General features: G+C 59.7%; 22 protein-coding genes. 14 read left to right on the top strand and 8 right to left on the bottom strand.

Going from position 1 to position 23,279, the window contains the following annotated elements; translation table 11 throughout:
- Nucleotides 1–48: 48 nt before the first annotated feature.
- From U1A24_RS01605 to U1A24_RS01615, 3 genes are all read right to left on the bottom strand, one after another.
- Nucleotides 49–945 carry a DMT family transporter gene (locus U1A24_RS01605; protein ID WP_322320247.1) on the bottom strand — a complete coding sequence of 299 codons (897 nt, stop codon included), beginning with the start codon at nucleotides 943–945 and terminating at the stop codon, nucleotides 49–51.
- A 64-nt stretch (nucleotides 946–1,009) separates the two neighbouring features.
- Nucleotides 1,010–2,608 (bottom strand): peptide chain release factor 3, encoded by a 1,599-nt coding sequence (locus tag U1A24_RS01610; protein ID WP_322320248.1) that lies wholly within the window; start codon nucleotides 2,606–2,608, stop codon nucleotides 1,010–1,012.
- A 32-nt stretch (nucleotides 2,609–2,640) separates the two neighbouring features.
- A complete protein-coding gene (locus U1A24_RS01615; RefSeq protein WP_322320249.1) occupies nucleotides 2,641–3,657 on the bottom strand; it encodes a Hint domain-containing protein in 1,017 nt (338 codons plus the stop codon).
- Nucleotides 3,658–3,838: 181 nt separating this feature from the next.
- Here U1A24_RS01615 and U1A24_RS01620 point away from each other — a divergent pair, with 181 nt between their 5' ends.
- Together U1A24_RS01620 and U1A24_RS01625 are read left to right on the top strand one after the other, a co-directional pair.
- The gene (locus U1A24_RS01620; RefSeq protein WP_322320250.1) at nucleotides 3,839–4,615 is read left to right on the top strand and encodes an SDR family oxidoreductase; all 777 of its coding nucleotides are present in this window, start codon (nucleotides 3,839–3,841) and stop codon (nucleotides 4,613–4,615) included.
- A 57-nt stretch (nucleotides 4,616–4,672) separates the two neighbouring features.
- Entirely contained in the window at nucleotides 4,673–5,773 is a 1,101-nt protein-coding gene (locus U1A24_RS01625) for an ABC transporter ATP-binding protein (RefSeq protein WP_322320251.1), read from the top strand.
- Between the two features lie 18 nt (nucleotides 5,774–5,791).
- On the opposite strand, the gene U1A24_RS01630 is transcribed toward U1A24_RS01625, so the two are convergent.
- Nucleotides 5,792–6,481, bottom strand: a complete 690-nt coding sequence (locus tag U1A24_RS01630; protein WP_322320252.1) for a YafY family protein — start codon at nucleotides 6,479–6,481, stop codon at nucleotides 5,792–5,794.
- 167 nt (nucleotides 6,482–6,648) lie between these two features.
- Here U1A24_RS01630 and tatA point away from each other — a divergent pair, with 167 nt between their 5' ends.
- From tatA to U1A24_RS01660, 6 genes are all read left to right on the top strand, one after another.
- Nucleotides 6,649–6,876: a twin-arginine translocase TatA/TatE family subunit gene (gene tatA, locus U1A24_RS01635; protein WP_304923669.1), complete on the top strand. Its 228-nt coding sequence runs from the start codon at nucleotides 6,649–6,651 to the stop codon at nucleotides 6,874–6,876.
- Between the two features lie 70 nt (nucleotides 6,877–6,946).
- Nucleotides 6,947–7,633: a Sec-independent protein translocase protein TatB gene (gene tatB, locus U1A24_RS01640; protein ID WP_322320253.1), complete on the top strand. Its 687-nt coding sequence runs from the start codon at nucleotides 6,947–6,949 to the stop codon at nucleotides 7,631–7,633.
- The gene (tatC, locus tag U1A24_RS01645) at nucleotides 7,630–8,484 is read left to right on the top strand and encodes a twin-arginine translocase subunit TatC (RefSeq protein ID WP_322320254.1); all 855 of its coding nucleotides are present in this window, start codon (nucleotides 7,630–7,632) and stop codon (nucleotides 8,482–8,484) included. The genes tatB and tatC overlap by 4 nt, the downstream gene beginning before the upstream one ends.
- Nucleotides 8,481–9,314, top strand: a complete 834-nt coding sequence (locus U1A24_RS01650) for an ATP-binding protein (protein WP_322320255.1) — start codon at nucleotides 8,481–8,483, stop codon at nucleotides 9,312–9,314. The genes tatC and U1A24_RS01650 overlap by 4 nt, the downstream gene beginning before the upstream one ends.
- A gap of 42 nt (nucleotides 9,315–9,356) precedes the next feature.
- Complete coding sequence (locus tag U1A24_RS01655; RefSeq protein ID WP_322320256.1) at nucleotides 9,357–10,628, top strand: hemolysin family protein; 1,272 nt, start codon at nucleotides 9,357–9,359, stop codon at nucleotides 10,626–10,628.
- 369 nt (nucleotides 10,629–10,997) lie between these two features.
- On the top strand, nucleotides 10,998–11,327 hold the full coding sequence (locus U1A24_RS01660) for a hypothetical protein (protein ID WP_322320257.1): 330 nt from the start codon (nucleotides 10,998–11,000) through the stop codon (nucleotides 11,325–11,327).
- A 422-nt stretch (nucleotides 11,328–11,749) separates the two neighbouring features.
- Here U1A24_RS01660 and U1A24_RS01665 read toward each other — a convergent pair whose 3' ends face one another.
- A complete protein-coding gene (locus U1A24_RS01665) occupies nucleotides 11,750–12,457 on the bottom strand; it encodes a pentapeptide repeat-containing protein (protein ID WP_322320258.1) in 708 nt (235 codons plus the stop codon).
- 228 nt (nucleotides 12,458–12,685) lie between these two features.
- Nucleotides 12,686–13,543 carry a helix-turn-helix transcriptional regulator gene (locus U1A24_RS01670; RefSeq protein ID WP_322320259.1) on the bottom strand — a complete coding sequence of 286 codons (858 nt, stop codon included), beginning with the start codon at nucleotides 13,541–13,543 and terminating at the stop codon, nucleotides 12,686–12,688.
- A gap of 173 nt (nucleotides 13,544–13,716) precedes the next feature.
- On the opposite strand from U1A24_RS01670, the gene U1A24_RS01675 reads away from it, so the two are divergent.
- Nucleotides 13,717–14,106 (top strand): nuclear transport factor 2 family protein, encoded by a 390-nt coding sequence (locus tag U1A24_RS01675; RefSeq protein WP_322320260.1) that lies wholly within the window; start codon nucleotides 13,717–13,719, stop codon nucleotides 14,104–14,106.
- 72 nt (nucleotides 14,107–14,178) lie between these two features.
- Complete coding sequence (locus tag U1A24_RS01680; protein WP_322320261.1) at nucleotides 14,179–14,550, top strand: nuclear transport factor 2 family protein; 372 nt, start codon at nucleotides 14,179–14,181, stop codon at nucleotides 14,548–14,550.
- A gap of 762 nt (nucleotides 14,551–15,312) precedes the next feature.
- Here the strand turns inward: U1A24_RS01680 and U1A24_RS01685 are convergent.
- A complete protein-coding gene (locus U1A24_RS01685) occupies nucleotides 15,313–16,158 on the bottom strand; it encodes a HAMP domain-containing sensor histidine kinase (protein WP_322320271.1) in 846 nt (281 codons plus the stop codon).
- Nucleotides 16,159–16,203: 45 nt separating this feature from the next.
- Between U1A24_RS01685 and U1A24_RS01690 the strand changes: the two genes are divergently transcribed.
- Entirely contained in the window at nucleotides 16,204–16,533 is a 330-nt protein-coding gene (locus U1A24_RS01690) for a hypothetical protein (RefSeq protein WP_322320272.1), read from the top strand.
- 12 nt (nucleotides 16,534–16,545) lie between these two features.
- On the opposite strand, the gene U1A24_RS01695 is transcribed toward U1A24_RS01690, so the two are convergent.
- Nucleotides 16,546–17,238, bottom strand: coding sequence for a response regulator transcription factor (locus U1A24_RS01695; protein ID WP_322320262.1), 693 nt, complete (start codon nucleotides 17,236–17,238; stop codon nucleotides 16,546–16,548).
- 136 nt (nucleotides 17,239–17,374) lie between these two features.
- Here U1A24_RS01695 and U1A24_RS01700 point away from each other — a divergent pair, with 136 nt between their 5' ends.
- From U1A24_RS01700 to U1A24_RS01710, 3 genes are read left to right on the top strand one after another with little or no spacing between them, the layout of a single operon-like run.
- Nucleotides 17,375–18,742 (top strand): efflux transporter outer membrane subunit, encoded by a 1,368-nt coding sequence (locus U1A24_RS01700; protein WP_322320263.1) that lies wholly within the window; start codon nucleotides 17,375–17,377, stop codon nucleotides 18,740–18,742.
- A gap of 3 nt (nucleotides 18,743–18,745) precedes the next feature.
- Nucleotides 18,746–19,945: an efflux RND transporter periplasmic adaptor subunit gene (locus tag U1A24_RS01705; RefSeq protein WP_322320264.1), complete on the top strand. Its 1,200-nt coding sequence runs from the start codon at nucleotides 18,746–18,748 to the stop codon at nucleotides 19,943–19,945.
- Nucleotides 19,942–23,088, top strand: coding sequence for an efflux RND transporter permease subunit (locus U1A24_RS01710; protein WP_322320265.1), 3,147 nt, complete (start codon nucleotides 19,942–19,944; stop codon nucleotides 23,086–23,088). Before U1A24_RS01705 ends, U1A24_RS01710 begins: the two co-directional genes overlap by 4 nt.
- The last annotated feature ends 191 nt before the right edge of the window (nucleotides 23,089–23,279 follow it).

Genomic DNA, 23,279 nt, shown 5'->3' on the forward strand with positions numbered 1-23,279 from the left:
TCGCCCAAGGTTTCCGGCGAAAAACAGCAAGCTGTCCGGTTGAAAAATTTAGCCCAAGCGCGAAAAGATCAAGCCCAGCCCCAACACCGCCAGTGCAGCACCGGCCCAACTCAAGGCGCTTGGGCGCTGACCTGTGCGCAGCCACAGCATAGGCAGGATGATCACGGGAGATGTCGCCGAAAGTGTCGCGATGATGCCGGTTTGCGAGCCTTGCAGCGCATAGAGGAACAAAGTCATGCCAACCAGCAAACCGACAAAGGCGGTTGCTGCTGTCCAGAACAAAGGTTCGCGGCTGAATTTTGGCGTCGGTGGCGCCATTGGGGTTGCGGCGAGTGCACCCATCACAAGACCCGAAGCGCCGACGCGGAACAGCGAGGCGAGGTAAGGATCCATCCCCGCCATCATCACCGGGCGGGCGATCAACGATCCCGCAGCTTGACCGAAGGCCGCGCCAAGGCCGAACAGAATGCCAATGATGGCGGTGCCTTGCAGGGTTTCCAGCCGATGCGCATTGGCGCTGGGGCGACCTAAGATAGCCAAGGCCACACCGCTGGCAGTCAGGCCGATGCCGAAGACGGCGCGCCACGGCAGCGCCTCGCCCATCAGCGCCCAGCCCATCAGCGCGGCCATCGGCGCGTTCAGCGCAAACACCGCACCTGCCCGGCGCGGGCCGATGCGACCGACGGCTGCAAAGTTCAGCGTGTCACCCAGCAGGATGCCGATCACGCCCGAAATCGCGAGGGTCAGCAGTGCTGCGCTGTCCGGCACGCCGAAGCCGCCCGTGGCCAACACAATCAGCGCCAGTAGCAGGGTGACGAACAGCTGCCGGATCAGGCTGAAGTGAAATGCGCCTAGGCTACGCACCGCATCGGCGGCAAACAGCCCGGTGGTGGCCCAACAGGTTGCAGAGCCGAGGGCCGCGAGTTCATGCAGGGGCAGGGCCATTATGATCTCCGAATTTTGCCGGAGTTTTAGGTAGGTCTCTGGAACATTGCAAGAATCGCGCTGCTTAAACCATCATTTCCTTGGTGGCAGTCAGCTTGACCTCGGGATAGTCGCGCTCAATCCGGTCGATGTCCCATTTCAGGCGCGTCAGGAACACCGTGTCGCCGTCGTTGTCGATGGCGATGTGGCCCTTGTTGACGTTGATGAATTTATCGACCTCGGCCTTGGCACCTGACACCCAGCGCGCAGAGGTGAACTGGCTCGGTTCAAACCGCACCGGCAGGGAGTATTCCTGCTCAATCCGGCTGGCCAAAACCTCAAACTGCAACGCCCCCACCACGCCGACGATAAAGCCCGAGCCGATCATCGGTTTGAACACTTTCGCAGCCCCTTCTTCGGCGAATTGCATCAGGGCTTTTTCCAGATGCTTGGCCTTCATCGGATCACCGGCGCGCACCACTTGCAGCAGTTCCGGCGCAAACGAGGGAATGCCGGTGAAACGCAGGGCTTCGCCCTCGGTCAGCGCATCCCCAATCCGCAACTGGCCGTGGTTCGGAATGCCAATGATGTCGCCTGCCCAAGCCTCTTCAGCCAACTCGCGGTCAGCGGCGAGGAACATCACCGGGTTGGCAATGGCCATCTGCTTTTTCGAGCGCACATGCAGCAGTTTCATGCCGCGCTGGAAATGCCCCGAGGCCATCCGCACAAACGCCACGCGGTCGCGGTGCTTGGGGTCCATATTGGCCTGAACCTTGAAAACAAACCCCGTAACCGTTTGTTCTTCCGGGTCAATCTGGCGCTCTTTGGCTTTCTGCGGCTGCGGTTCCGGGCCGTATTCGCCCATGCCGTCCATCAATTCCTTGACGCCAAACGAGTTGATCGCCGAACCAAACCAGATCGGCGTCATCGAGCCGTTCAGGAAAGCGGCGCGATCAAAGGCGGGCAACAATTCTTTCGCCATTTCAAGCTCTTCGCGCAGTTGCTTCAACTGTTCTGGCGCAATGTGCTCGGCAAGTTTGGGGTCGTCCAGCCCCGAGATCTGGATGGTTTCGGCAACCTTGTTGCGGTCGGCGCGGTCCATGATTTCAAGGCGGTCGTGCAAAAGATCATAGGCGCCGACGAAGTCGCGGCCCATGCCGATTGGCCACGAGGCGGGCGTTACGTCAATCGCCAAATTCTCTTGAATTTCATCAATGATATCAAAAGTATCGCGCGATTCCCGATCCATCTTGTTGCAGAAGGTCAGGATCGGCAGGTCGCGCATGCGGCAGACCTCGAACAGCTTTTGGGTCTGGCTTTCCACGCCTTTCGCACCGTCAATCACCATGATTGCGGCGTCAACGGCGGTCAACGTGCGGTAGGTATCTTCCGAGAAATCCGAGTGACCGGGAGTATCGACGAGGTTAAAGCGATACTGCCGGAAATCGAACGACATCGCGGACGCCGAGACCGAAATCCCGCGCTCTTGCTCCATTTTCATGAAGTCCGACCGGGTGCGCCGCGCTTCGCCCTTGGCGCGCACTTGGCCTGCCATCTGGATCGCACCACCGAACAGCAGGAATTTTTCGGTCAACGTGGTTTTGCCAGCGTCGGGATGCGAAATGATCGCAAAGGTCCGGCGGCGGGCGATTTCGGGCGGGAGGGTCGGGCGATTGTCAAGCATGCGCGGGCTTTAGCCGAAAGCGCCGCGCGCGTCTACCGTTGCCGCGCAGGGGCTGTGCGGGGCGATTTGAACAAAGCCTCGGGCCCGATGGAATCGAGAAATTGCCGACCGGCTTCGGTGCCAAAATGCTGGTTCTGGCTAAGGCCGGGAAAGCGCGCCTTTACATCCTCTGACAACTCGGTCGGCAGGCGGTTGACGGTGGCGTCGTTGACCATCAGGCTTTCGGCGGGAACGCCCTCGGCATAGATGATTTCATGGTGGTCAAACACGATGCTGAAGAAATCGACAAAGCCGCCTTCCTGAATGAAAACCGATTTGTGATCAACAAGATGCTTGGCTTGCACCAAAAGCTCTGACGTTGCCAAACCAGGGCTGCGCTTGCGCTGATAGAGAAACATGCGGTGGTGCTGGCTGACCAGAAGATCGCCAGAATTACCCAAAGTGCCCGCCGTGATCACCACAGGCGCAAAGGCCCCGACGGCGCGCAGGGTGGTGGAGCCGATCCAGCGTATCGCCTGACCGCCGTGATCGCGGCTGAGCACCTTGTCACCGATCTTCAGCGACTCAATCGCGCGCTGCTGGCCCGAGGCAAGGGTGATCATGGTGCCGCGCGCGAACGAGACACAAAGCAGATCGGCAAGGCCGGTGTCTTGCGGGGCATCACCGATCTTTAACAGCGTGTAGTCGTTTTGCGCCGCCATCGGCGACAACGGCAGCACGATGCGCGTGCCATCCGGCAAAGAGATCAGCACCAGATCAACCTGATCGCCGTCGCTGCTCATCATGGTGTAGCGCGCTTCAAAGCGCAGCGCGTCGCCAGGCTGGCCAATTTCCGAGCCCATGCCGACGCGTTGCAAGCCTTCGGCGCGGGTCACCACCAGCCGCAGCGGCTGTTGGCTTTCGTCCAACGCGTAGATGTCGCCGGGACAGACCTCTTCCGGGCCGGTCAGCCCATCGCCGTTGTTCACCCCGTTGATCACATAAATCGCATCCCCTGACAGAACCTGACAGGCGTGACCGGGGGGAGGAGGGGCGTTTTTGACTGACATGATGCGAAGGCTACCGGGTAATGGTTAAGACTGGATATGAACCGTGCACGCGGGCGGCTCAAGCCTGTAGAAATCAAAATTGGGGTAAAATTTTGGCCCAGTGGCCGTTTTTGTGGTTTTACTGCGGGTTACGTCGCGATGGATCGGCTGCTAGGCTGGCGCAAACGAAGGAGATGTGGCGATGGATTTGGGGATCAAAGGCAAACGGGCGCTGGTCTGTGCGGCGTCAAAGGGTTTGGGGCGTGGCTGTGCGATGGCTTTGGCCGAAGCCGGGGTTGATCTGGTGATCAACGCGCGCGGGGCCGAGGCTTTGGAGGCGACGGCGACAGAGTTGCGCGGCTTTGGCGTCAAGGTCGTTGCGGTGGTCGCTGACATTACCTCGGACGAGGGCCGTGCGGCGGTGCTGGCGGCGGCGGGGTCGGTGGATATTCTGGTGACCAACGCAGGCGGCCCACCTCCGGGGATCTGGTCGGATTGGGAGCGTGCGGATTTCATCAAAGCGCTGGATGCCAATATGCTGACGCCGATTGCCCTGATGAAAGCGCTGCTGCCGGGGATGATTGCCAAAGGCTGGGGCCGGGTGGTGAACATTACCTCGCAATCGGTAAAGTCACCAATTCCGCAATTGGGTCTGTCGAATGCGGCGCGGGCGGGGTTGACGGGATATGTTGGTGGCACCTCGCGCCAGGTTGCGGAATATGGCGTGATTATCAACAACTTGCTGCCCGGCATTCACGCAACGGATCGCGCCGTATCCTTGGACGCAGGCGTGGTGAAAGCCCGCGGGATCACGATGGCGCAGGCGCAGGCGGAACGCGCGGCGGGCATTCCGGCGCGGCGCTACGGCACGGCGGAAGAGTTTGGCGCCACCTGTGCGTTCATGTGCAGCCAGTATGCGGGGTATATGGTGGGGCAGAATATCCTGTTGGACGGCGGCGCTATGAACGCGACGATGTGAACTTGCGACGCTCGGAGGCGGCTGGTAGGGAAGTCTGGATAAAATGCCGGGATGATCATGGCCGCCGCATCTGAACGCTTGGAAGTGCCAGAACGTCTGGAAATACTGGGACTTGCCCGCTCGTTTGGTGGGCGGGCCGTGGTTTCGGATGTGTCGCTGCAAGTGGCAGCGGGTCAGGTGATGTGCCTGCTTGGGCCGTCAGGCTGCGGAAAATCCACGACGTTGCGGATGATTGCAGGGGTGGAAACCCCGGATCACGGCCGGATCTTGATCGACGGGCAGCAGGTGTTCGGGGCCGGGGTAAACCTGCCGCCCGAGGCGCGCGGTGTTGGGCTGATGTTTCAGGATTTCGCGCTGTTTCCGCATTTGACAGTGGCGGGGAATGTGGCGTTCGGGCTGTCGGGCGACAAGGCTGCCAAGATGCGCCGCGTCGATGAACTGCTTGAAAAGGTGAACCTTTCCGGCTTTGGCACAAAGCACCCGCATGAGCTTTCGGGCGGCGAACAACAGCGGGTGGCGCTGTCACGGGCGCTTGCGCCGCGCCCGCGGGTGATGCTGATGGACGAGCCGTTTTCGGGCCTCGACAACCGTTTGCGCGATGGCATCCGCGATACAACGCTGGAGGTCTTGAAGGCCGAGGGCGCGGCGGTGCTGCTGGTCACGCATGAGCCGGAAGAAGCGATGCGGATGGCGGATGAGATTGCGCTTATGCGGGACGGCAAGATCGTGCAGCGGGGCGCGCCTTACAACGTCTACAACGCGCCCGTGGATCGCGCGGCTGCGGCGTTCTTCAGCGATATCAACGTGATCCGGGGCACCTCGCGCGGGGCGCTGACCGAGACGCCGTTTGGGGCGTTTCTGACGCCGGGCCATGCGGATGGCGGCGAGGTGGATATTGTCATCCGCCCGCAGCATCTGAAAATCGACTTTGATCGGGCGGGGCGCGGGCCCAATCCCACGGTGCCGGAGGGCACGCCAGCACGGGGGGTGGTGCGGCGGGCGCGATATTTGGGCCATGCCAGCCTTGTGGAGTTTCGGATGGAGTTTGATGGCTCGATCCTGACGGCCTCGGTGCCGGGGGTGTTTTTGCCGAAAGCCGAGACGCCGCTTTGGTTGATGATCCGGCGGGATCGCTGCTATGTGTTTCCTGCCAGCTAAGGGCTTGGGAGCGCGGGCTTAACCCTGATCGCGAACCGTCTCGGCTTCCAGCCGTGCGCGGTAATCGGGCAGGGTGCGACCGGGCTCATCCGGGTAGCGCTCGCCCGTCAAGGTCACCGCCACGATACGGTCAACACGAAAGCTGCGAAAGTCGCCGCGCGCTTCGCAGAAGGCCGCGAGAGTCGAGATTTTCGCGTGCTTTTCCAGTGCTAGCGGACGGATATCGCGGTGGCTCTCGGTGCCGCGCGGGTCGATATAGGTGATAGTAACGCGCTCATGCGCTTTGATGGCGCGGCGCAGGGCGGGCAGGTGTTTCGGCGCGCGGTTGTCGGTTTGGCCGGGGAAGGCGAACAGATCGCCGGGGTCATGCGTCGGGGCGGGTGTTACCGCGGCAACACGTTTTGCCAAAGCGCGGGCGGCTTTTGCCAGCGCAGCGTCAGGGCCCTCGGCAGCCAGCCGCAAGCCAAGCCGCAGCGCTTCCAGTTCCACCGCATTCAGGATCATTGGCGGCAGCGTGATTGGCGCGCGCAGAATATAGCCGACGCCGCGCTCTCCCTCGACTGGAAGGCCAGAGGCCATCAGCGTATCCATGTCGCGCCAGATCGTGCGGACCGAAACACCCAAACGCGTGGATATATCCGAGGCGCGGTGCAAACGGCCATCGCGCAGGATCTGGATCAGGTCAAACAGGCGGTCGGTGCGGCGCATCGGTTTTCCCGATTGGAGTTTTCAGAGCATAGGCAACTGACATATAGCTGTCAGCTACATGCGGGTAAAGCGGGTGGTTTCGGGGGATTTTCGGTTTCATTTCGTCGGGTTCCCTGCCTAAGTCTATGCCAGACCCGCAGCACCCGCTGCTTATTGGAGGATTGATCATGCATCTAAGCCCGTTGCACCTGCTGGTGGTGGCGATTGTCGTACTCGTGCTGTTTGGCCGGGGTAAAGTTTCAAACCTGATGGGCGAATTTGGTCGCGGCATCACCGCGTTCAAAAAAGGCGTCGCGGATGGCTCGACCGAGTTGGAAAAAGAAGCGGCGGCCAAGGCTGCGCGCGACGTGACCCCTGCCGAAACCGTGGTTCCGACCGACAAAGACAAGGTCTGAGGCTTGCCACTTTGGGCTGAGACCTGACTACGGGCCATTTGGCCACACGCCGCGAAGGGGCTAAGCGAAGATGTTTGGGGATATCGGCTGGACCGAGATTATGCTGATCGGCATTGTGGCGCTGATTGTGATTGGGCCAGAGGATCTGCCGGACATGTTCCGACAGGTCGGGCGGTTCACCGCCAAACTGCGCCAGATGTCACGCGAGTTTTCCCGTGCGATGGAGCAGGCGGCCAAGGACTCTGGCGTCAAGGATGTGGCGGATGACCTGAAGGCAGCGGCCTCGCCCGCCAATCTCGGGCTGAGCAAGGTGAAAGAAGCGGCGGATCGGTTCGAAAAATGGGATCCGATCAAGAATGCCGCCAAACCCACCGTGGCCAACAAGCCGTTGGTGCCGCCACCGATGCCAGCCGCACCTGCGGCAGCGGAAGTTGCGCCTGCGGCTGTGGTAGAACCGAAAATCCTGGGGCCTGAAACTCAGGCGTTGATGGACAAACAAGCGGCGAAGAAGGCGATTTTGGCCGAGACGGCTGAAAAGCTGAAAGCCGTGGATACGGGGGCAACAACGGCGAAAGCTGCCTCCAAGGCCGAGGTGAAGCCAGCCGTGAAGCCCAGGGTGCGCAAGCCTGTCGCTGCGGCAGAACCTGCGGTTGTGCCCGTGGTCGCAGCCAAACCTGCGCCGAAACCCCGCGCGCCTCGAACAACAGCCCCCCGAACCACAGCCCCTCGCAAGACCAAGAAGGCGGATGAAGTATGAGCCATACCGATGATGTGGACAGCAGCGCAGCTCCGCTGATCGAGCATCTGAAAGAGCTGCGCAACCGCATCCTGATCTCGATTGCGGTGCTGGGCGTGGGATGTTTGGTGGGCTACCTGCTGTGGATCCCGATCTTTCATGTGCTCTCGATCCCGATGTGTGATGCGATGGCGGATTACGGCCAGAAGTGTCAGTTCGTGCTGATCAAGTTGCAGGAAGGCTTCTTCGTTGCGGTAAAAATCGCGGTCTGGGCAGGCTTTGCGATGTCTTTCCCGGTGATCGCGTTCCAGCTGTGGCGCTTTGTAGCGCCAGGGCTTTATCGCAATGAAAAGAGCGCATTTTTGCCGTTCCTGGTGGCCTCGCCTGGCATGTTTATCGCTGGGGCAGCGTTTGCCTATTACATGATCTTGCCGGGGGCGTTTCACTTCTTCCTCAGCTATCAGGGTGATTTCTCGGCGGCGATGAACCCCGGTGCGGAACCTGTCGCGCCGTCGATCACCAGTGCGGCGGCGGGGGTGCTGTATCAGGGTTCGGTCGAAAGCTTCCTGTCACTGACCATGCAGTTCATCATGGCGTTTGGGCTGTGTTTTCAGCTTCCAGTGTTGCTGACGCTGATGGGCAAGGCGGGGATGATCTCATCCAACGGGCTGCGTGCGACGCGGAAATACGCGGTGGTGGCGATCTTGTCCGTTGCTGCCGTGGCAACCCCGCCGGATGTGATGAGCCAGTTGATCATGTTTTTCGCGGTTTATCCGCTGTACGAGCTTTCGATCTGGCTGATCGCCGGGTTCGAGAAAAAGCGTGAGGCGCAAGAGCGCGCGGATGGTACTTGGGTGGACCCGGAAGAATGAGTGACCCCTTGCTGCGAATTGCCGAGGCGCTGGAGCGATTGGCTCCGGCGGCGATGCCAAGCCCTGATTTCAGCGCCGAGGCCTTTGCCTGGCACACCGGGCCGGATCGGCTGGAACCTGTCGCCAAGGTGAGCCGGGTCGATATCGGTCTGCTGATCGGGGTGGACCGCGCGCGCGATACCTTATGGGAGAACACCCGGTATTTCGCGCGGGGACTGCCTGCAAACAACGCGCTCTTGTGGGGCGCGCGGGGGATGGGGAAATCATCCTTGGTGAAGGCGATCCATGCGGCGGTGCGCGCGGAAGGCCATGATCTGAAGATTGTGGAACTATCGCGCGAAGATCTGCCCTCGGTGCAGCGCTTGCTGTCGCATTTGCGGGCGGCTCCCTTTCAGTTCATCCTGTTCTGCGATGATCTTTCGTTCAGCCATGACGATCAGCACTACAAATCGCTGAAAGCGGTGTTGGATGGTGGGATTGAGGGGCGGCCTGAGAATGTGCTGCTCTATGCCACCTCGAACCGCAGGCATCTGATGCCGCGCGATATGATTGAGAATGAACGCTCCACTGCGATCACGCCGGGGGAGGCGGTGGAGGAGAAGGTGTCGCTGTCGGATCGGTTCGGGCTGTGGCTGGGCTTTCATCCCTGTTCGCAGGATGAATATCTGGAGATGATCCGCGGCTATGTGGCGGCTTATGGGGTGGCGGTTGCGGCTGATGTGCTGCGGGCCGAGGCGATTGAATGGCAGGCCACGCGGGGCAGTCGGTCGGGCCGGGTGGCGTGGCAATTTTTCTGCAATCTGGCGGCGCGTCATGGGGTGGCGTTGTGACCCCTTGCCATTTCTGCGTGTGGGCCTGATCTTAGCGACATCATGATTATAGAAATTCTTGTTCTGGCTGCGCTGATCGTTTTGAACGGCGTGTTGGCGATGTCTGAAATGGCGATCGTCTCGGCGCGGCCTGCGCGGCTGAAATCGCTGGAAGGCAAAAGTAAGGGTGCAGCTGCGGCCCTGAAGCTGGCCGAGAATCCGGGCCGGTTCTTGTCGACTGTGCAGATCGGCATCACCATGGTTGGGGTTTTGTCCGGGGCGTTGTCTGGTGCGACCTTGGGCCTGCGGCTGACCAACTGGCTGATTGGCTTGGGCGTGGATTCCGATTGGGCCTCGACCTTCGGTGTGGGCGGGGTTGTGGTCTCGATCACTTATGTTTCGTTGATCATTGGCGAGTTGGTGCCTAAGCAACTTGCCTTGCGGAATGCTGAAGGGGTGGCCATCCGGGTGGCTCCGGCGATGGCTATCCTCAGCAAGGTGACGACTCCGGTGGTGTGGTTGCTGGATAAGTCCGGCAAATCGGTGCTGTGGCTGCTGGGCCAGCGCGGCGTTGGCGGCAACAAGGTGACGGAAGAAGAAGTCCATAGTCTTTTGTCGGAGGCGCATGAGGGCGGCGTTCTGGAGGACGGCGAGCGCGAGATGATGGCGGGCGTGATGCGTCTGGGCGACCGGACTGCTCGGGCGTTGATGACGCCGCGGCATGAGGTGCAGATGCTGGAGCTGGAGGCCACCTCGGCGGAGGCGGTGGCGATGATCCGCAAGATCGCGCGGCCACGGATGCTGGTGCAAAGCCGCGCCACGGGTGAGGTGGTGGGGATTGTCACCCTCGCCGACGTGTTCAACATCGTGTCGCGGCGGGAAGCGTTGGATTTGAAGGCGCTGGTGGTGGATGTTCCGGTGGTGTCCGATCAGGCGGATGCGCTGGATGCTTTGGTGGTGCTGCATAAATCGTTGCATCATATTGCGCTGGTCTATGATGAGTATGGTCACTTTGAGGGCATCATCACCACCGATGATGTCTTGGAAGCGATCACCGGGGCGGAGAGCTCGGCTGACGCGGACGAGCCTGCCTTGCTGGTGCGGGCGGATGGGAGTTTGCTGGTGTCGGGGTGGATGCCAGCGGATGAGTTCTGTGATCGGCTGGGATTGTCGCGCGGGCTCGCGGGGGAATACGATACCGTGGCGGGTCTGGTGCTGCATCAGTTGCGGCGGATGCCGGTGCTGGGGGATGTGTTCGTGGCCGAGGGCTACAAGTTTGAGGTGATCGACTTGGATGGGCTGCGGATTGACAAGGTTTTGGTCAGCGAGGTCTGATTAGGCATGGTCCCAACTCGGGACCATTGTTTTTATTGGGTTAATCCGCCGAGTTGGGGTTATGGTTAACCGGGCGTTAGCGCTTGGGGCTGCTGGTGCCACCTCCAAGGCATACCGGTCGAGTGGTAGGCTGAGCAGTACATCAGCAGAGAGGGCAGGGTCTGTCAGGCTCAGATGCCCGACAATTGTGCCCTTACCCGTCTCAGAAGCAAAACCGCCTGATCGACGTCGCGCGTTTCGATCGTCAAGGCGAGACCTTCCAACCATACCCGCCGAGCATTGTCTGCCTTGGAATATGAATGGCGGCCCGCCTCGGTGACATCGACCAGCGGGGCACGGTTGTCTGGCGTTATTCAACAGGGGCTATGGATGCAGAACAAACCAGTGTTCAGGATCGACAAGTTCGTCGTTCCTGCGATCACAAAGGATCGCTTTCTCGGACGGCTGACCGTGACACATGATGCTATGGATGCCGCCGCGGGCTGTGAGCAAAACTTCATCCCCGAACAGGTGGACGGTCGGGGACAATACAACATCGTCACGTTGGTGAAATGGAAAGACCGTGAATGCTATGAAGCGGCAAAGAAGCGCGCTGTGTCCCGACAGGCGGAGGAAGGATTTAATCCCGCCGCATTCATGAAAGAACTCGGGGTGGTCGCGGATCTTGGAAACTACACCGTTTTGCAGGCGGCCAGCTAACGGCTCTTCACGTCGACCTGTGGCGGCGGACAGAACTCAGGCGGTTCTGTCCTTGGCGCAAGCGACCGTATTTGACCCGAGAATTGTATCTATGGGTTTTGTCTGATGTGGCTGGCAGCTGTGCGGGACTTAGCTGCCGTTCGCTACCGCACGATGGGAACATGCTGCAGCTGCAGTGCGGCCTGATTGACCTGAAGGACGGGAATGTCATTTGCTTGCGCGGCGTTGTCTATGCAGCAATTTTGACAGGGCTGCCATTCGGAGAAGCGGGCTAACCGGTTCAAAACCGAACCAAGCGTTATCGCACGCATTCGCGGGAATGATGGGTATTCACGACCAGAATGGCTGACGTCTAAGTTGTTATTCCTCAGTGACCCAGTGACTGACGGCAAAACCGCGCGGCCGGGTCTGCTGCTTAATGCCTATTCCCCGGAGCAGGGCCAGTGCGTGGGCGCGGTGAGCCCGACGGGCAGAATGGTTGCCGCATCACCACAGGCCAGATCCAGCTGAGACTGTTCAAGACCTGTGACCTCTGACAGATCCACATTCTCAAAATGCGTTCGCAGCAAAAAGGCACCCGCCAGATTTACCCCCTTCATCGCGGCCCCCGTGAACACCGCGCGTGGGATGATTGCATCGTGCAGATCCGCGCCAGTCATCTGCGCCTCGCTGAAATCGTTGCGATAGAAATCGCCGCCGCTCAGGTCGGCATCGGTCAGATCGGCCTTGGCAAAGCTGACCCGCAGAAACTCGGCCTTCACCAGCCGCGCGCCGCGCAGGATGGCCCCGCCAAACTCTGATCGGCTGGCCAGCGACTTTTCGAGGTTCGCCCCGGTCAGATCTGCCCCGATGAACGAACTGCGCACCAGTTCGCTGCGTTGCAGGTTTGCCCCGGCCATCAAAGCCCCGTTAAATCCGGTCCCCGACAGAAAGGCGTTCTCGAAGGTGCCCGCCGTCATATCCATGCCGTTCAGCATCAAGCGTTCTTTTGAGCAGGCCGTCCAATCCACCGCCGCTGCCGGTCCGTCGCTGCAACCCGCTAGCACGGGCTGGGGGATCGCAAACACACTCAATACTGCCGTAACAGCCAGCCAAAGTTTTGCAGGCAAACTGAATGCGGCGAGTTTCATGGCGTGACCTTTATGTGATTGCCACAGCCTAGCACCGAAGCCGGGCACAGGGCCACCCCCGCCGCATAGGTTCATGCCGCGCTGATGGCAGCGCTGGCCTTCTATTGTGGCGAGGTCATCAGCACAGACGCATTCCTCGCGCTCTGAACGGGGCGGGCGAGTCGGGACCACCAAAGAACAGAATGCGCCCGGCCATCTTGCCGAGCGCGCGCTTTGGTGCAAGCGTAGCTATGCCTTGTAGCCCTCGCGGAACCCGGCGGGCGTCACGCCGGTTTCGCGCTTGAAGAACTTGGCGAAGTTGGTGGCCTCGACAAAGCCCAGAGCCTCGGCGATCAGGTAGATCGGCCGGTCGGTATGCGCCAGAAGCCGCTTTGCCTCTAGCGTGATGCGGGCCGCGATGACGCTTTTGGCGTTGTGCCCGCTCGCCTTCTGCGCGGAGCGCGTCAGGCTTTTCTCGGTGCATCCCAAGGCATCGGCATAGGTGGCGACCTGATGCCAGCCAGCGTAATTCTGTTCGACGAGCCTGCGGAACCTGACAAAACGCTGCAACCCCTGACTTCCTGCTGTCTGTGTAACCGTCTTCTGGTCCTGCAAGATGCAGAGCCGCAAGAGCAGCGCACAAAGCTGATAGCGCAGCAGCGCATGGGTGTCCTTTGGCAGTGCTGTGCGCGTGGCGTCCTGCCGCATCCTGACAATCGCCTCTTGGGTCGCATCAGAATCGACAGGGGCCAGCACCATATGTTCCGGCAACTGATCAAGACCAAGCACCGGGAGAAGATCGGCAATGGTTTGCGCGTCCGACGGCAGGAACTCCGAGCGGAACAGCACCATCCAGCCCTCCCATTCTTGACTATCCCCGAGACGGTGCACCTGACCCGGCCTCAGCACCAGCAGGGATCCGGGCGCACAGGGAACCGGCAGGAAATCCACCCATTGGGTGACCTCGCCGTGCGTGACACAGACCAGCATGTGGAAGTCGTAGCGATGCGGGGTACGGATCTCGGAAGCCGACGTGCGCTGGCGCAGCTCCGAGACACGGAAGATCTCGATATCCAGCGCGCGTCCATACGGCTGATAAGAGAACATGGCGGTGTCTGTCTGGTTCTTTGGCATGTTCGCTTATCCAGCTATGTCCGATAAGTATCATACATTGGCATATACCAACCGTTACAAGTCCGTATGTCGCCCTTATTTACCAGATCACAGAGCCGACGCCGATTTAAGCGCCGATTTCGGCCCAACCCAGAACGAGGCACCCATTGACCAATATCGACATCGCAAAGAGCTACATCAAAGCCGTCCAGACCGGCGATCAGACCACACTCGGCAATCTGATTTCTCCGACGGTCGTCTGGCATCAGCCGGGCAACAACCAGTTTTCCGGCGTCAAGAACGGCATCGCCGCGTTCGGCACAATGTTCGGGGCGATGATGGCGGTATCCGGTGGCACCTTTGCCATCACGCAGGCGCATCGCTACCTCGCCAACGGCGATCTCGTCGCCATCGAGATCGAGTTCGCGGGTCGCCGCGACGGTGCCACGCTGAACCAGCCCGGCATCGACCTGCTGCGCATCGAGGCTGGCAAGATTGTCGAGGTCTGGCTGTTCTCGTCGGATCCCGCGCAGGAAGACGCCTTCTGGGGCAACTAGGGCGCATGCTTGAGGCGGCGGACGAAAATCGCCGCCGCCCGAGTAACGATCCACGTTTGAAGGAATTCTGCCATGAGCGCGGACCACAAGCAGATTGTCGCCACCGCCTACCAGCGCATCTTCGGCGATCTGGATGTTTCGGCCGTAGACAAATACATGAGCCGCGTCTTTGTTCAGCACAATCCGACGATTGCCGATGGCCCGGACGGCGTGAAGCAGCTTCTGCAGATGCTTGCATCGCAGGGGGTGCAGAAGCAAGAAATCGAATTCAAGCATGCGATCGCTGACGGGAATACCGTCATGCTGCATTCGCGCTATGAAATGGCGGGAAAGCAGTGGCGTTTCATCTATATCTATCGCATCGAAGATGGCAAGCTGGCCGAGCATTGGGACGCGATGATGCAGATGCCCGACACGCGTGCGAACAACAACCCGCTGTTCTGAAACAGAAAGGCGGCGGCCTTGCACTGACCGCCAGTCGCAAGCCTTGCCACTCTACGCCTAGGGGCATCCATGCGCGACCGTCGGCAGCGCTGCGTCTCGGCGTAGTCGAAATCCCGTTTGCCTCCACGCGGGGCGGCGCGGAAGGTCGGGCCACATAGATCAGCGCTGTCATCGCCGCTGCATTCGACACTTCATTGCAACCGCCGAAGTTTACGGGTTGCTGGAAGTTCGGCGATGCGGATGGCACAAGGCTGGTCACAACGCACCCTCACGCCGAGTGGCCGCCAAGCGAAATGCTGCCATGCGGCGCAAGGCTGGGTCGAACGGCCTAAATGGGCCGTGTGTCAATCGTTCCCACAGTGATCTCGTCGACAAAACCGCGAGATTTGCGGGGCATCGCGATATCCTTTGGGAATACAGGGTCGAGCCCAGTCGAAAACAGCTTTGAGGAAGGCGTCCCAGGCTGTTCACTAAAACAAGCTGTGCGATCTGTGAGACATAAGTGCGACACACTCGTCGGTCTCCCAGCGTTGTCGCGGCCAACGCAAGCACGCCAGACAATTGAATCTCTAGGTGAAACAAGCTTGCCGGGCTGGCTTTGCGGTGCAACGGCACGCTATAGGTGGACTAGATTCAAAACGAGCAGCACCTCCGTCGATCTCACCTCTGGCAAAGTGCCTTTGGCTTCGCATGAAGCTAATTGATCAGAGACTGGTTGCTTTCCGTATTCCCCAAAACGCATTGCCCCATTGAACGAGCAGTCTAGGTTTGCAGGGGGATGCAGATTTTAATCACCAATCCGTTGGGATGGCGATTGCGCGCCACAATGGTGCCCCCGTGTGAAATCAGAGCACCGGAGGCGATGGCCAAGCCGAGGCCGATTCCCGCAGATCGCATTTCCTTATCGACCCTTACGAACGGGGCAAAGATGTTTTTCAAGTTTTCCTCCGGCACGCCGGGGCCTTCATCAGCCACTTCGAGAACAACGGCTTCGCCAATCTGTTGCCCGGTTACTTGCACGAGCCCGCCTTCGGGCGAATGAGACAACGCATTTCGGATGATGTTTTCGCAAGCGCGGTGGAGCAGCTCTGGATTTCCCATCAGATTCAGGGTCTTCACCCCCGAATACGCCACTGTTACGTTGCGGGCGCGACCCTCGAAATTTGCGTCTGCAATGATATTTTCGACAAGATCCAGCAAATCGAAGGTTTGCAATCCACCAAGGATTTCACCGCGCTCCAGTCTAGCCAAGGTCAGAATCTCATTCACCAGATGGTCAAGTCTTGAGATATCACCCTCCATCCGGCCCGCCAAGGATGCGCCTCGGGCGGGGCTGACTTCGATAAGGCCCACTGCGGCGCGTAGGCGCGCAAGCGGCGAGCGGATCTCGTGCGATATGTCATGGAACAGGCGGGTGCGACCCTCGGCAAGGGTCTGCAATCGCTCTGCCGCAAAGTCGAAATCCCTTCCGAGATCTTGCAACTCGCGGTTCGAGGTCTTGAGTTTGGCCGATATGCGGGTCTCCAGATGCCCTGCTGCGATTGCCTTGAGGCCTTGGCTTATGCCTCGCATTGGGCTTGTCAGCCAGCGTGACAGGAAAATCGCCATGATCGCGCTGACCAAAGCCCCGATCGTCAACGGTAGTGCGGCTGGTTGAATGATCAGAAGACGTTCTGCGATGCTGCCTTTTCGCGACAGTCGCAGACAGCCTCGATCCGCCGTGCCGATGACATTTTTGTCGGTGCAACCGGCATCCGGCTCCAGCGCGTAGTCTGGAAAGCCGGGTGCGATCTGCTGCCAAAACGCCAGCGCGCCGTCTTTGCCGTCTTTGCGGTAGATTTCGGAAACCTGCTGTTCAAGGACACCGGTTTCCGCCCTGATCTGGATATCTGCAGGCGGCGACAAATCTACAAGATTGATCAGGGCCAAAAACAACAACAGAGTCAGAAGGTTTGCACACCATATGAAAGCGAAGACGCGTAAGATCATACCCCGTCATTCCCTGACAAAAACATAGCCGACACCGCGCAGGCTTTGGATGGGGGATCTGCCATCGTCGAAGGTGCTTAGCTTTTGCCGGATGGAAGAGACGTGCACATCGACCGCGCGGTCGTAAGCCGCCAGCGGGCGGCCCAGACCCTGCAACGACAAATCAGCCCGCGACACGGGCTTTCCCGTTTGAGAAACGAGGACGTCGAGAAGGTTAAATTCAACGCCTGTAAGGGCAAGCGGTGTGCCTGCCCAAGTGGCGAGGCGGCGTTGCCGATCAATGCTAAGCGCCCCCTCGCGCTGCACCGAGGCGCTTTCGCTGACCTGACTTTCTGACGGCAGAGTGCGGCGCAAAATGGCTCGGATGCGCGCGGCAAGTTCCGCTGGAGAGCAGGGTTTGGCAAGGTAGTCATCAGCGCCCAGATTGAGACCCATGATGCGATCCGCCTCGTCGCCGCGTGCTGTCAACATCAGCACGGGCACCGAGCTTTCCGACCGGATGCGGCGCAGGACGGCAAGCCCATCCACCTTTGGCATCATGATGTCGAGCACAACGATATCGGCGCGCGCATCCAGGATACGCCCTAAAGCTCGCTCGCCGTCACCAGCGACGCTCACTCTAAAGCCCTGTTGTTCGAGATACTCGCCCAAGAGGGCTGTCAGTTCGAAATCATCGTCGATCAATAAAACAGATGTCATGGTCGCTGCGTCCTTTGTCATGACCTTAGCGCCAAGAGCCTGCCTTGATAGCCAGCTTTTGAAAACTTTGCACAATCTTAACACAACTTAACATGCTGCACGTGCATACCGATCCGAGCAAGTTTCGGAGCCGACCATGAAGACGATCTATGCCCTCTTTGGGGCCTGCCTGCTGTCCGGCTGTAGCGTGCCGCTGATCCAACCCAATGCAACCCAGGCTGTGTCGAGCCATTACGGCACCTCTATACCGCAAGGCGGCGCTGCTTTGGATGTCAACTGGTGGTCGCGCGTAGGCGATGCCCAGTTGACGCAACTTTTGACGCTTGCGCGCACAAACAGTCCCGATTTGCGCAGCGCAGCGGCGAGCGTGATGGCAGCGCGGGCACAATCCGGCCAGACCGGCGCAAATCTTTACCCCAGTTTGACCGGCTCCGCCTCTGCCACGATCAGCGATTCACAGACCACGCCGCGGAGTGACAGCAGCACCGCTCTGGTCGATTCCAAATGGGAAATTGACATTTTTGGCAAGCTTCAAAATGCGGCCAAGGCCGATACTGCACGGGCGCGGGCGGAGGAGTTGTCCTACGCGGGATCCTACGTTTCCTTGGCCGCAGAAGTTGCAGACGGTTACGTCGGTTATCGGGCTTGCAGGCTTGCTCAATCAGAATATCAAAATGCGTTTGCCTCGCAACAGGACACTGTTATGGCGACGCGCAGTCTGGTGGATGCGGGGCTGAGCGCCTCTGCCGATCTGTCGCTCGCGCGGGCCAATGTCGCAAACGCTGAGATCAACCTGACCAACCAACAGGCAGATTGCAAGGTCGCCGGCCAGAGCCTTGCCCGGATTGTTGGCGTCTCGCAGAGCCAGATCGACGCTATTCTTTCCAAGGGCGGCGGTCTGCCCAAAACCAAACCCTTCCAGGTGGCTGCCGTGCCTGCCGACATGCTGCGCCAGCGTCCAGATCTGCTGGAGGCCGAAAAGCGCTTTGCCGCATCGCTGCTGGATCTGAAAGTGGCCGAAGCAAAGTTGTTTCCGTCCTTGACGCTGAACGGAAGTGTGACTGCCTCTGATCCGGCGTCGTGGTCTTTCGGACCCGCTTTATCTCTGCCGATCCTTGACGGGGGGGCATCGCGCGCTGGGGTGCGGTTGGCCAATGCCAATGCCCTAACGGCAGCAGAGAGCTATCGCGCGGCGACGCTGACCGCTGTGTCAGAGGTCGAGGGCGCGTTGACCCGCCTCGCGGCTGCAAGGTCCAATTTGGCCAGCGCCCAAAATCTGGTCGACAATTACCAAGCCTATTTCGACACGGTCGACCGCGATTGGAAGGCAGGAGCCGCCTCGCTGCTGGACCGCGAAGAAGCGCGCCGGCAATTGCAATCTTCGCGTATAACCCGGATCAATCAAAGCGAGGCCGTTCTGGTGCAATGGATCACGCTCTACAAGGCTGTCGGCGGCGGATGGGTTGCGCCAAAGATCGTGGCCCCCAAGAAAATTAAAGGCTGAGACATGACCAGAACCAAAAAACTCCTTGTCGCTGGCCTTGCCATCGCCGTCGTGATTGGCACTGCCTATGCTCTGCGGCCCAAGGGCAGTGGCACCGAAGTGGCCAGCCCCGAGACTGCAACGCAGAGCGCTGCGGCGCTGACTGTGGCCGTGCTTACGCCTGAAAAAAGCGTCTGGCCCATCGAGGTTCAAGCCAACGGCTGGCTTGCCGCCTGGCAAGAGGTTGTCATATCGGCGCAAGTAGGCGGGCAGATGATCACCTCGATCAATGCCGAAGTGGGCGATACCGTGGCCGAAAACGCCTTACTGAGCGAGCTTTCAACCGGCTCACTGACCAATCAGATCATTCAGCTTGAGGCATCAGTGGAATCGGCAAAGGCTTCGCTAGAACTCGCTTCCGCTGATGCCGAGCGCGCGCAGCAACTGAGCGGTGGCAGCTCGATCTCAAAACAACAGGCAGCCGAATACTTTGCCACCGAACGCAAAGCGAAAGCAGATGTTCAGTCATCCGAAGCGCAGCTCGCCTCGGCCAAACTCGATCTGGCGCATACCAAGATCACGGCGGTGACGGGCGGGATCATCTCAAGTCGCAGTGCGGCGATCGGCAATGTTGTCAGCGCAGGCCAAGAGCTGTTTCGCATGGTGCGTGACGGGCGCGTGGAGTGGCAGGCTGAGGTGCCGTTGAACCAGTTGCGCAGTATCAAAGTTGGCATGCCCGTCAGCATTCCAACGCCGATTGGCGACGTGTCCGGCGCGGTGCGCCGTATCGCCCCGACCGCCTCGGAAAGCAATGGACGCGTCATCGTCTATGTCTCGCTCACCCCGCCGAAAGGCTTGGAGACCCCCAAAACCGGCATCATGATCTCGGGCAAGTTCGAGGTGGGCAGCCGAGAGGCGTTGTCGGTGCCATCCTCTGCGATCGTGATGCAGGACGGTTTTTCCTACGTCTTTACGGTGAACGCGGGCGAAACCAACACCGTGTCGCGTGTTCGGGTCGAAACCGGGCGGCGCCAGGATGATCGCATCGAGATCACCAGCGATCTGCCTGAAACGGCGCAGATCGTGCAAGCGGGTGGTGCCTTTTTGTCGGATGGCTCGGTGGTTCGGGTGGTGCCGGCAGAGGCTGACACGGTGGCAACAGCGCCCCTAGTGGAGGGTGCTGCACCCGCTTCTGGTGCTGCGACGACTGAGGTGCAAAAATGAATTTCTCCGCTTGGTCCATCCGCAACCCTGTGCCGCCGATCCTTGCCTTTTTGCTGCTGACCATCATGGGGCTGATGGCCTTCAATCGGCTTGACGTGCAGAACTTCCCCGACATGTCTCTGCCGACAATCTCGATTTCGGCAAGCCTTGACGGCGCCGCTGCTGCCCAGCTTGAAACCGAAGTTGCCCGCAAGATCGAAGATCAACTGACCGGGCTTGCCCAACTCGACTCGGTGACCACAACGATCACCGATGGCTCTGCGTCAATTTCGGTGGCCTTTCAGGTCGGCAAGGATGTGCAGACAGCGTTGGACGAGGTTCAATCCGCCGTCGATCAGGCCAAGGCCGATCTGCCCTCGGAAATGAACGCACCCACCGTGTCGAAAACCACGCTGTCGGGCGGGCCGCTGGTGACCTATGTGGTCAGCTCGGACAAGCTCGACGACGCAGAGTTGAGCTGGTTCATCGATAACGATCTGAAACGCGCTTTGATGGCTGTCGATGGCGTCGGCGAGGTCGGGCGACTGGGTGGTGTCGACCGCGAGATCAAGATCGAGCTTAATCCGCAGTTGCTGAACGGGCTCGGCCTGTCTGCGGCAGATGTGAACACGCAGCTTGATGAGGTTCAGCGCGATTTGTCCGGCGGCAAGACCGAGATCGGCAATGCCTCGCAATCGGTGCGGGTTCTGGCGGCCTCGGAAAGTGTCGAGGATCTGCGCGCCGTCCCGATCCCTTTGCCAAACGGCGCCTGGGTGCGGCTGGACGAATTGGGCAGCGTCACCGATACGTTTTCTGACCTTACCTCGCTGGCCTATCTGAACGGCGAACCAGTTGTCGCGGCGCAGATCAAGCGGCTGACGGGCTATTCCGATCTGGCTGTGACGGAAGATGTGCGAACGGCCATGACCAGCTTCGCGGCCGAACATCCTCAGGTCAAAATCACCGAAGCCTACAACACCATTCTGCCGACCGAGCAAAACTACGCCGCTTCGATGAGCATGCTTTATGAAGGCGCTGCGATTGCCGTCTTTGTGGTGTTTTTGTTCCTGATGGACTGGCGTGGCACCCTGCTTGCTGCCATCGCCCTGCCGCTTTCGATCATCCCGACTTTTCTGGTGATGGATTATCTGGGCTACTCGCTGAACACCGTCACGCTTCTGGCATTGTCGCTGGTTGTTGGGATCTTGGTGGATGACGCTATTGTAGAGGTTGAAAACATCGAGCGTCACATGCAGATGGGCAAGCCGCCATATCAGGCCTCAATGGAGGCTGCAGACGAGATCGGGCTGGCGGTTATTGCCACCACCTTTACCCTGATTGCCGTCTTCTTGCCGACCGCGTTCATGAGTGGGGTGATTGGCATCATCTTTAAGCAATTCGGCATAACAGCCTCGGTTGCGGTATTCTTTTCGCTGCTGGTCGCGCGATTTGTCACGCCAATGATGGCCGCTTACATGATGAAAGCAAAAGCTGCACATGAAAAGCCAGACGGTTTTCTGATGCGCAATTACATCATCGTGATCCGCGGCGCCCTTAAGCACCGCTGGATGCCGGTGGTCGGTGTGCTCGCTTTCTTCGGTCTGACCATTCTGATGCTTGGTCATCTGTCGACAGGCTTTTTCCCCGCCTCCGACAGCAGCCAAACCCAAGTAAAGATCACCACAGCACCCGGAACCACCATCACGGAAACCGATGCCGTATCGCGCAAGGTTTCTGCCGCGCTGAAGGATGTCGATGATGTGCAGGGCGTTTTCCAAGCCACCGGCTCTGCCTCTAGCGGTGGCATGGGGGGCGGGTCGCAGACAAGTTCGGTGACCTCGGCCACGATCGTCGTCGACCTGACCAATATTGATGATCGCGATGTGACCCAGACAGATATCGAGGCGGAGATCCGCGATGCCGTGAAAGACATCCCCGGCGCGCGGATTGAGGTCGGGTCAGGGGGGAATGGCACCCAACTTCAGCTGACGATGGCGGGCGATAACTCGCAGACCTTGGTCGACGCGTCGACTAACCTCGCCAATGAGGTCCGCGCCAAGGTTGCAGGTATCGGCAATGTCACGACCTCCGCCTCGATCCAATCGCCCGAGATCGTGATCACGCCCGATCTGGCGCGCGCCGCCTCTTACGGGGTGACCTCGCAGGGCATTTCCAATGCAATCCGGGTGGCAACTTCGGGGGCTTACGACTCTGCCCTGTCGCAACTGAACCTGCCCGAGCGCCAGATCCCGATCCGTGTGACACTGGCCGAGCAGACCCGTCAAAGCCTGGATGAGATCAAACTTATTCCGGTGCCTGGTTCCAAGGGCAACGTGACCCTTGGTGCGATTGCGCAGGTTTCACTGGGTTCTTCGCCCGCCCAGATCAACCGCTTGGACCGCTCGCGCAACGTATCGGTGACGATCGAGCTGAACGGACGGAACCTGTCTGACGTCAACAAAGAAGTCGCGGGACTGTCCAGCTATCAAAATTTGCCCGGCGGAGTGAAATTTGTCGAGCAAGGCGACCTCAAGCGCCAGTCCGAGCTGTTCAGCAGCTTTGGCACGGCGATGGCGCTGGGTATATTTTGTGTCTACGCCGTCTTGGTGCTCCTGTTCCATGACTTCCTGCAACCGATTACCATCCTGACCGCGCTGCCCTTGGCGCTGGGGGGCGCGCTGTTTCCTCTGGTCATCACCGGCACCAGCTTTTCCATGCCCGCGGTCATCGGGTTGCTCTTGCTGATGGGGATCGTGTCGAAAAACTCGATCCTTTTGGTGGATTATGTGCTGCTTGCCCGACGCTCTGGTATGAGCCGTTATGATGCCTTGGTCGATGCCTGCCACAAACGGGCGCGCCCGATCATCATGACCACGGTCGCGATGTCGGCGGGTATGCTGCCAGCGGCCTTAAGCCTGATGGAGGGGGATTCTAGCTTCCGCCAACCCATGGCAACCGTGGTGATTGGTGGCTTGGCGACATCTACACTGCTCAGCCTGCTGGTGATTCCAGTGATGTATACCTTCATCGACGACTTCGAGCAGTTCGTCACACGAAGGTTCCGCGCGCCAAGCCCCGACGCGCAACCAAATGCGCGAGATGACTGCAAAGCAGGGGACGGCGGTGGGATTGCTGCGTCAAGGCACGGCTGCACACACCAATAGCCACTTTTGAAGTCATGCGGGAGAGCCGGGAGCTGGCAACCGACCTGGCGGTAATGGGATGTGTCGGCTGCTTCCCCCGTTGGGTTATCCTGAAGAGGGATCAACCGTGCAACAAGGAGAAAGCGGCCATGTGTGCAAAGAAGACAGGAAGCCTTGATGACCTTGCCGTGATCGGTGTCGACATTGGTTAG

The organism is Cypionkella sp. (assembly GCF_034376685.1).
Classification (GTDB): Bacteria; Pseudomonadota; Alphaproteobacteria; order Rhodobacterales; family Rhodobacteraceae; genus Cypionkella.

Bases quoted from the DNA above. Each gene is read 5' to 3' on its own strand.
- U1A24_RS01605 (WP_322320247.1), bottom strand. From the start codon at position 945: ATGGCCCTGCCCCTGCATGAACTCGCGGCCCTCGGCTCTGCAACCTGT.
- U1A24_RS01610 (WP_322320248.1), bottom strand. From the start codon at position 2,608: ATGCTTGACAATCGCCCGACCCTCCCGCCCGAAATCGCCCGCCGCCGG.
- U1A24_RS01615 (WP_322320249.1), bottom strand. From the start codon at position 3,657: ATGTCAGTCAAAAACGCCCCTCCTCCCCCCGGTCACGCCTGTCAGGTT.
- U1A24_RS01620 (WP_322320250.1), top strand. From the start codon at position 3,839: ATGGATTTGGGGATCAAAGGCAAACGGGCGCTGGTCTGTGCGGCGTCA.
- U1A24_RS01625 (WP_322320251.1), top strand. From the start codon at position 4,673: ATGGCCGCCGCATCTGAACGCTTGGAAGTGCCAGAACGTCTGGAAATA.
- U1A24_RS01630 (WP_322320252.1), bottom strand. From the start codon at position 6,481: ATGCGCCGCACCGACCGCCTGTTTGACCTGATCCAGATCCTGCGCGAT.
- tatA (WP_304923669.1), top strand. From the start codon at position 6,649: ATGCATCTAAGCCCGTTGCACCTGCTGGTGGTGGCGATTGTCGTACTC.
- tatB (WP_322320253.1), top strand. From the start codon at position 6,947: ATGTTTGGGGATATCGGCTGGACCGAGATTATGCTGATCGGCATTGTG.
- tatC (WP_322320254.1), top strand. From the start codon at position 7,630: ATGAGCCATACCGATGATGTGGACAGCAGCGCAGCTCCGCTGATCGAG.
- U1A24_RS01650 (WP_322320255.1), top strand. From the start codon at position 8,481: ATGAGTGACCCCTTGCTGCGAATTGCCGAGGCGCTGGAGCGATTGGCT.
- U1A24_RS01655 (WP_322320256.1), top strand. From the start codon at position 9,357: ATGATTATAGAAATTCTTGTTCTGGCTGCGCTGATCGTTTTGAACGGC.
- U1A24_RS01660 (WP_322320257.1), top strand. From the start codon at position 10,998: ATGCAGAACAAACCAGTGTTCAGGATCGACAAGTTCGTCGTTCCTGCG.
- U1A24_RS01665 (WP_322320258.1), bottom strand. From the start codon at position 12,457: ATGAAACTCGCCGCATTCAGTTTGCCTGCAAAACTTTGGCTGGCTGTT.
- U1A24_RS01670 (WP_322320259.1), bottom strand. From the start codon at position 13,543: ATGTTCTCTTATCAGCCGTATGGACGCGCGCTGGATATCGAGATCTTC.
- U1A24_RS01680 (WP_322320261.1), top strand. From the start codon at position 14,179: ATGAGCGCGGACCACAAGCAGATTGTCGCCACCGCCTACCAGCGCATC.
- U1A24_RS01685 (WP_322320271.1), bottom strand. From the start codon at position 16,158: ATGGCGATTTTCCTGTCACGCTGGCTGACAAGCCCAATGCGAGGCATA.
- U1A24_RS01695 (WP_322320262.1), bottom strand. From the start codon at position 17,238: ATGACATCTGTTTTATTGATCGACGATGATTTCGAACTGACAGCCCTC.
- U1A24_RS01700 (WP_322320263.1), top strand. From the start codon at position 17,375: ATGAAGACGATCTATGCCCTCTTTGGGGCCTGCCTGCTGTCCGGCTGT.
- U1A24_RS01705 (WP_322320264.1), top strand. From the start codon at position 18,746: ATGACCAGAACCAAAAAACTCCTTGTCGCTGGCCTTGCCATCGCCGTC.
- U1A24_RS01710 (WP_322320265.1), top strand. From the start codon at position 19,942: ATGAATTTCTCCGCTTGGTCCATCCGCAACCCTGTGCCGCCGATCCTT.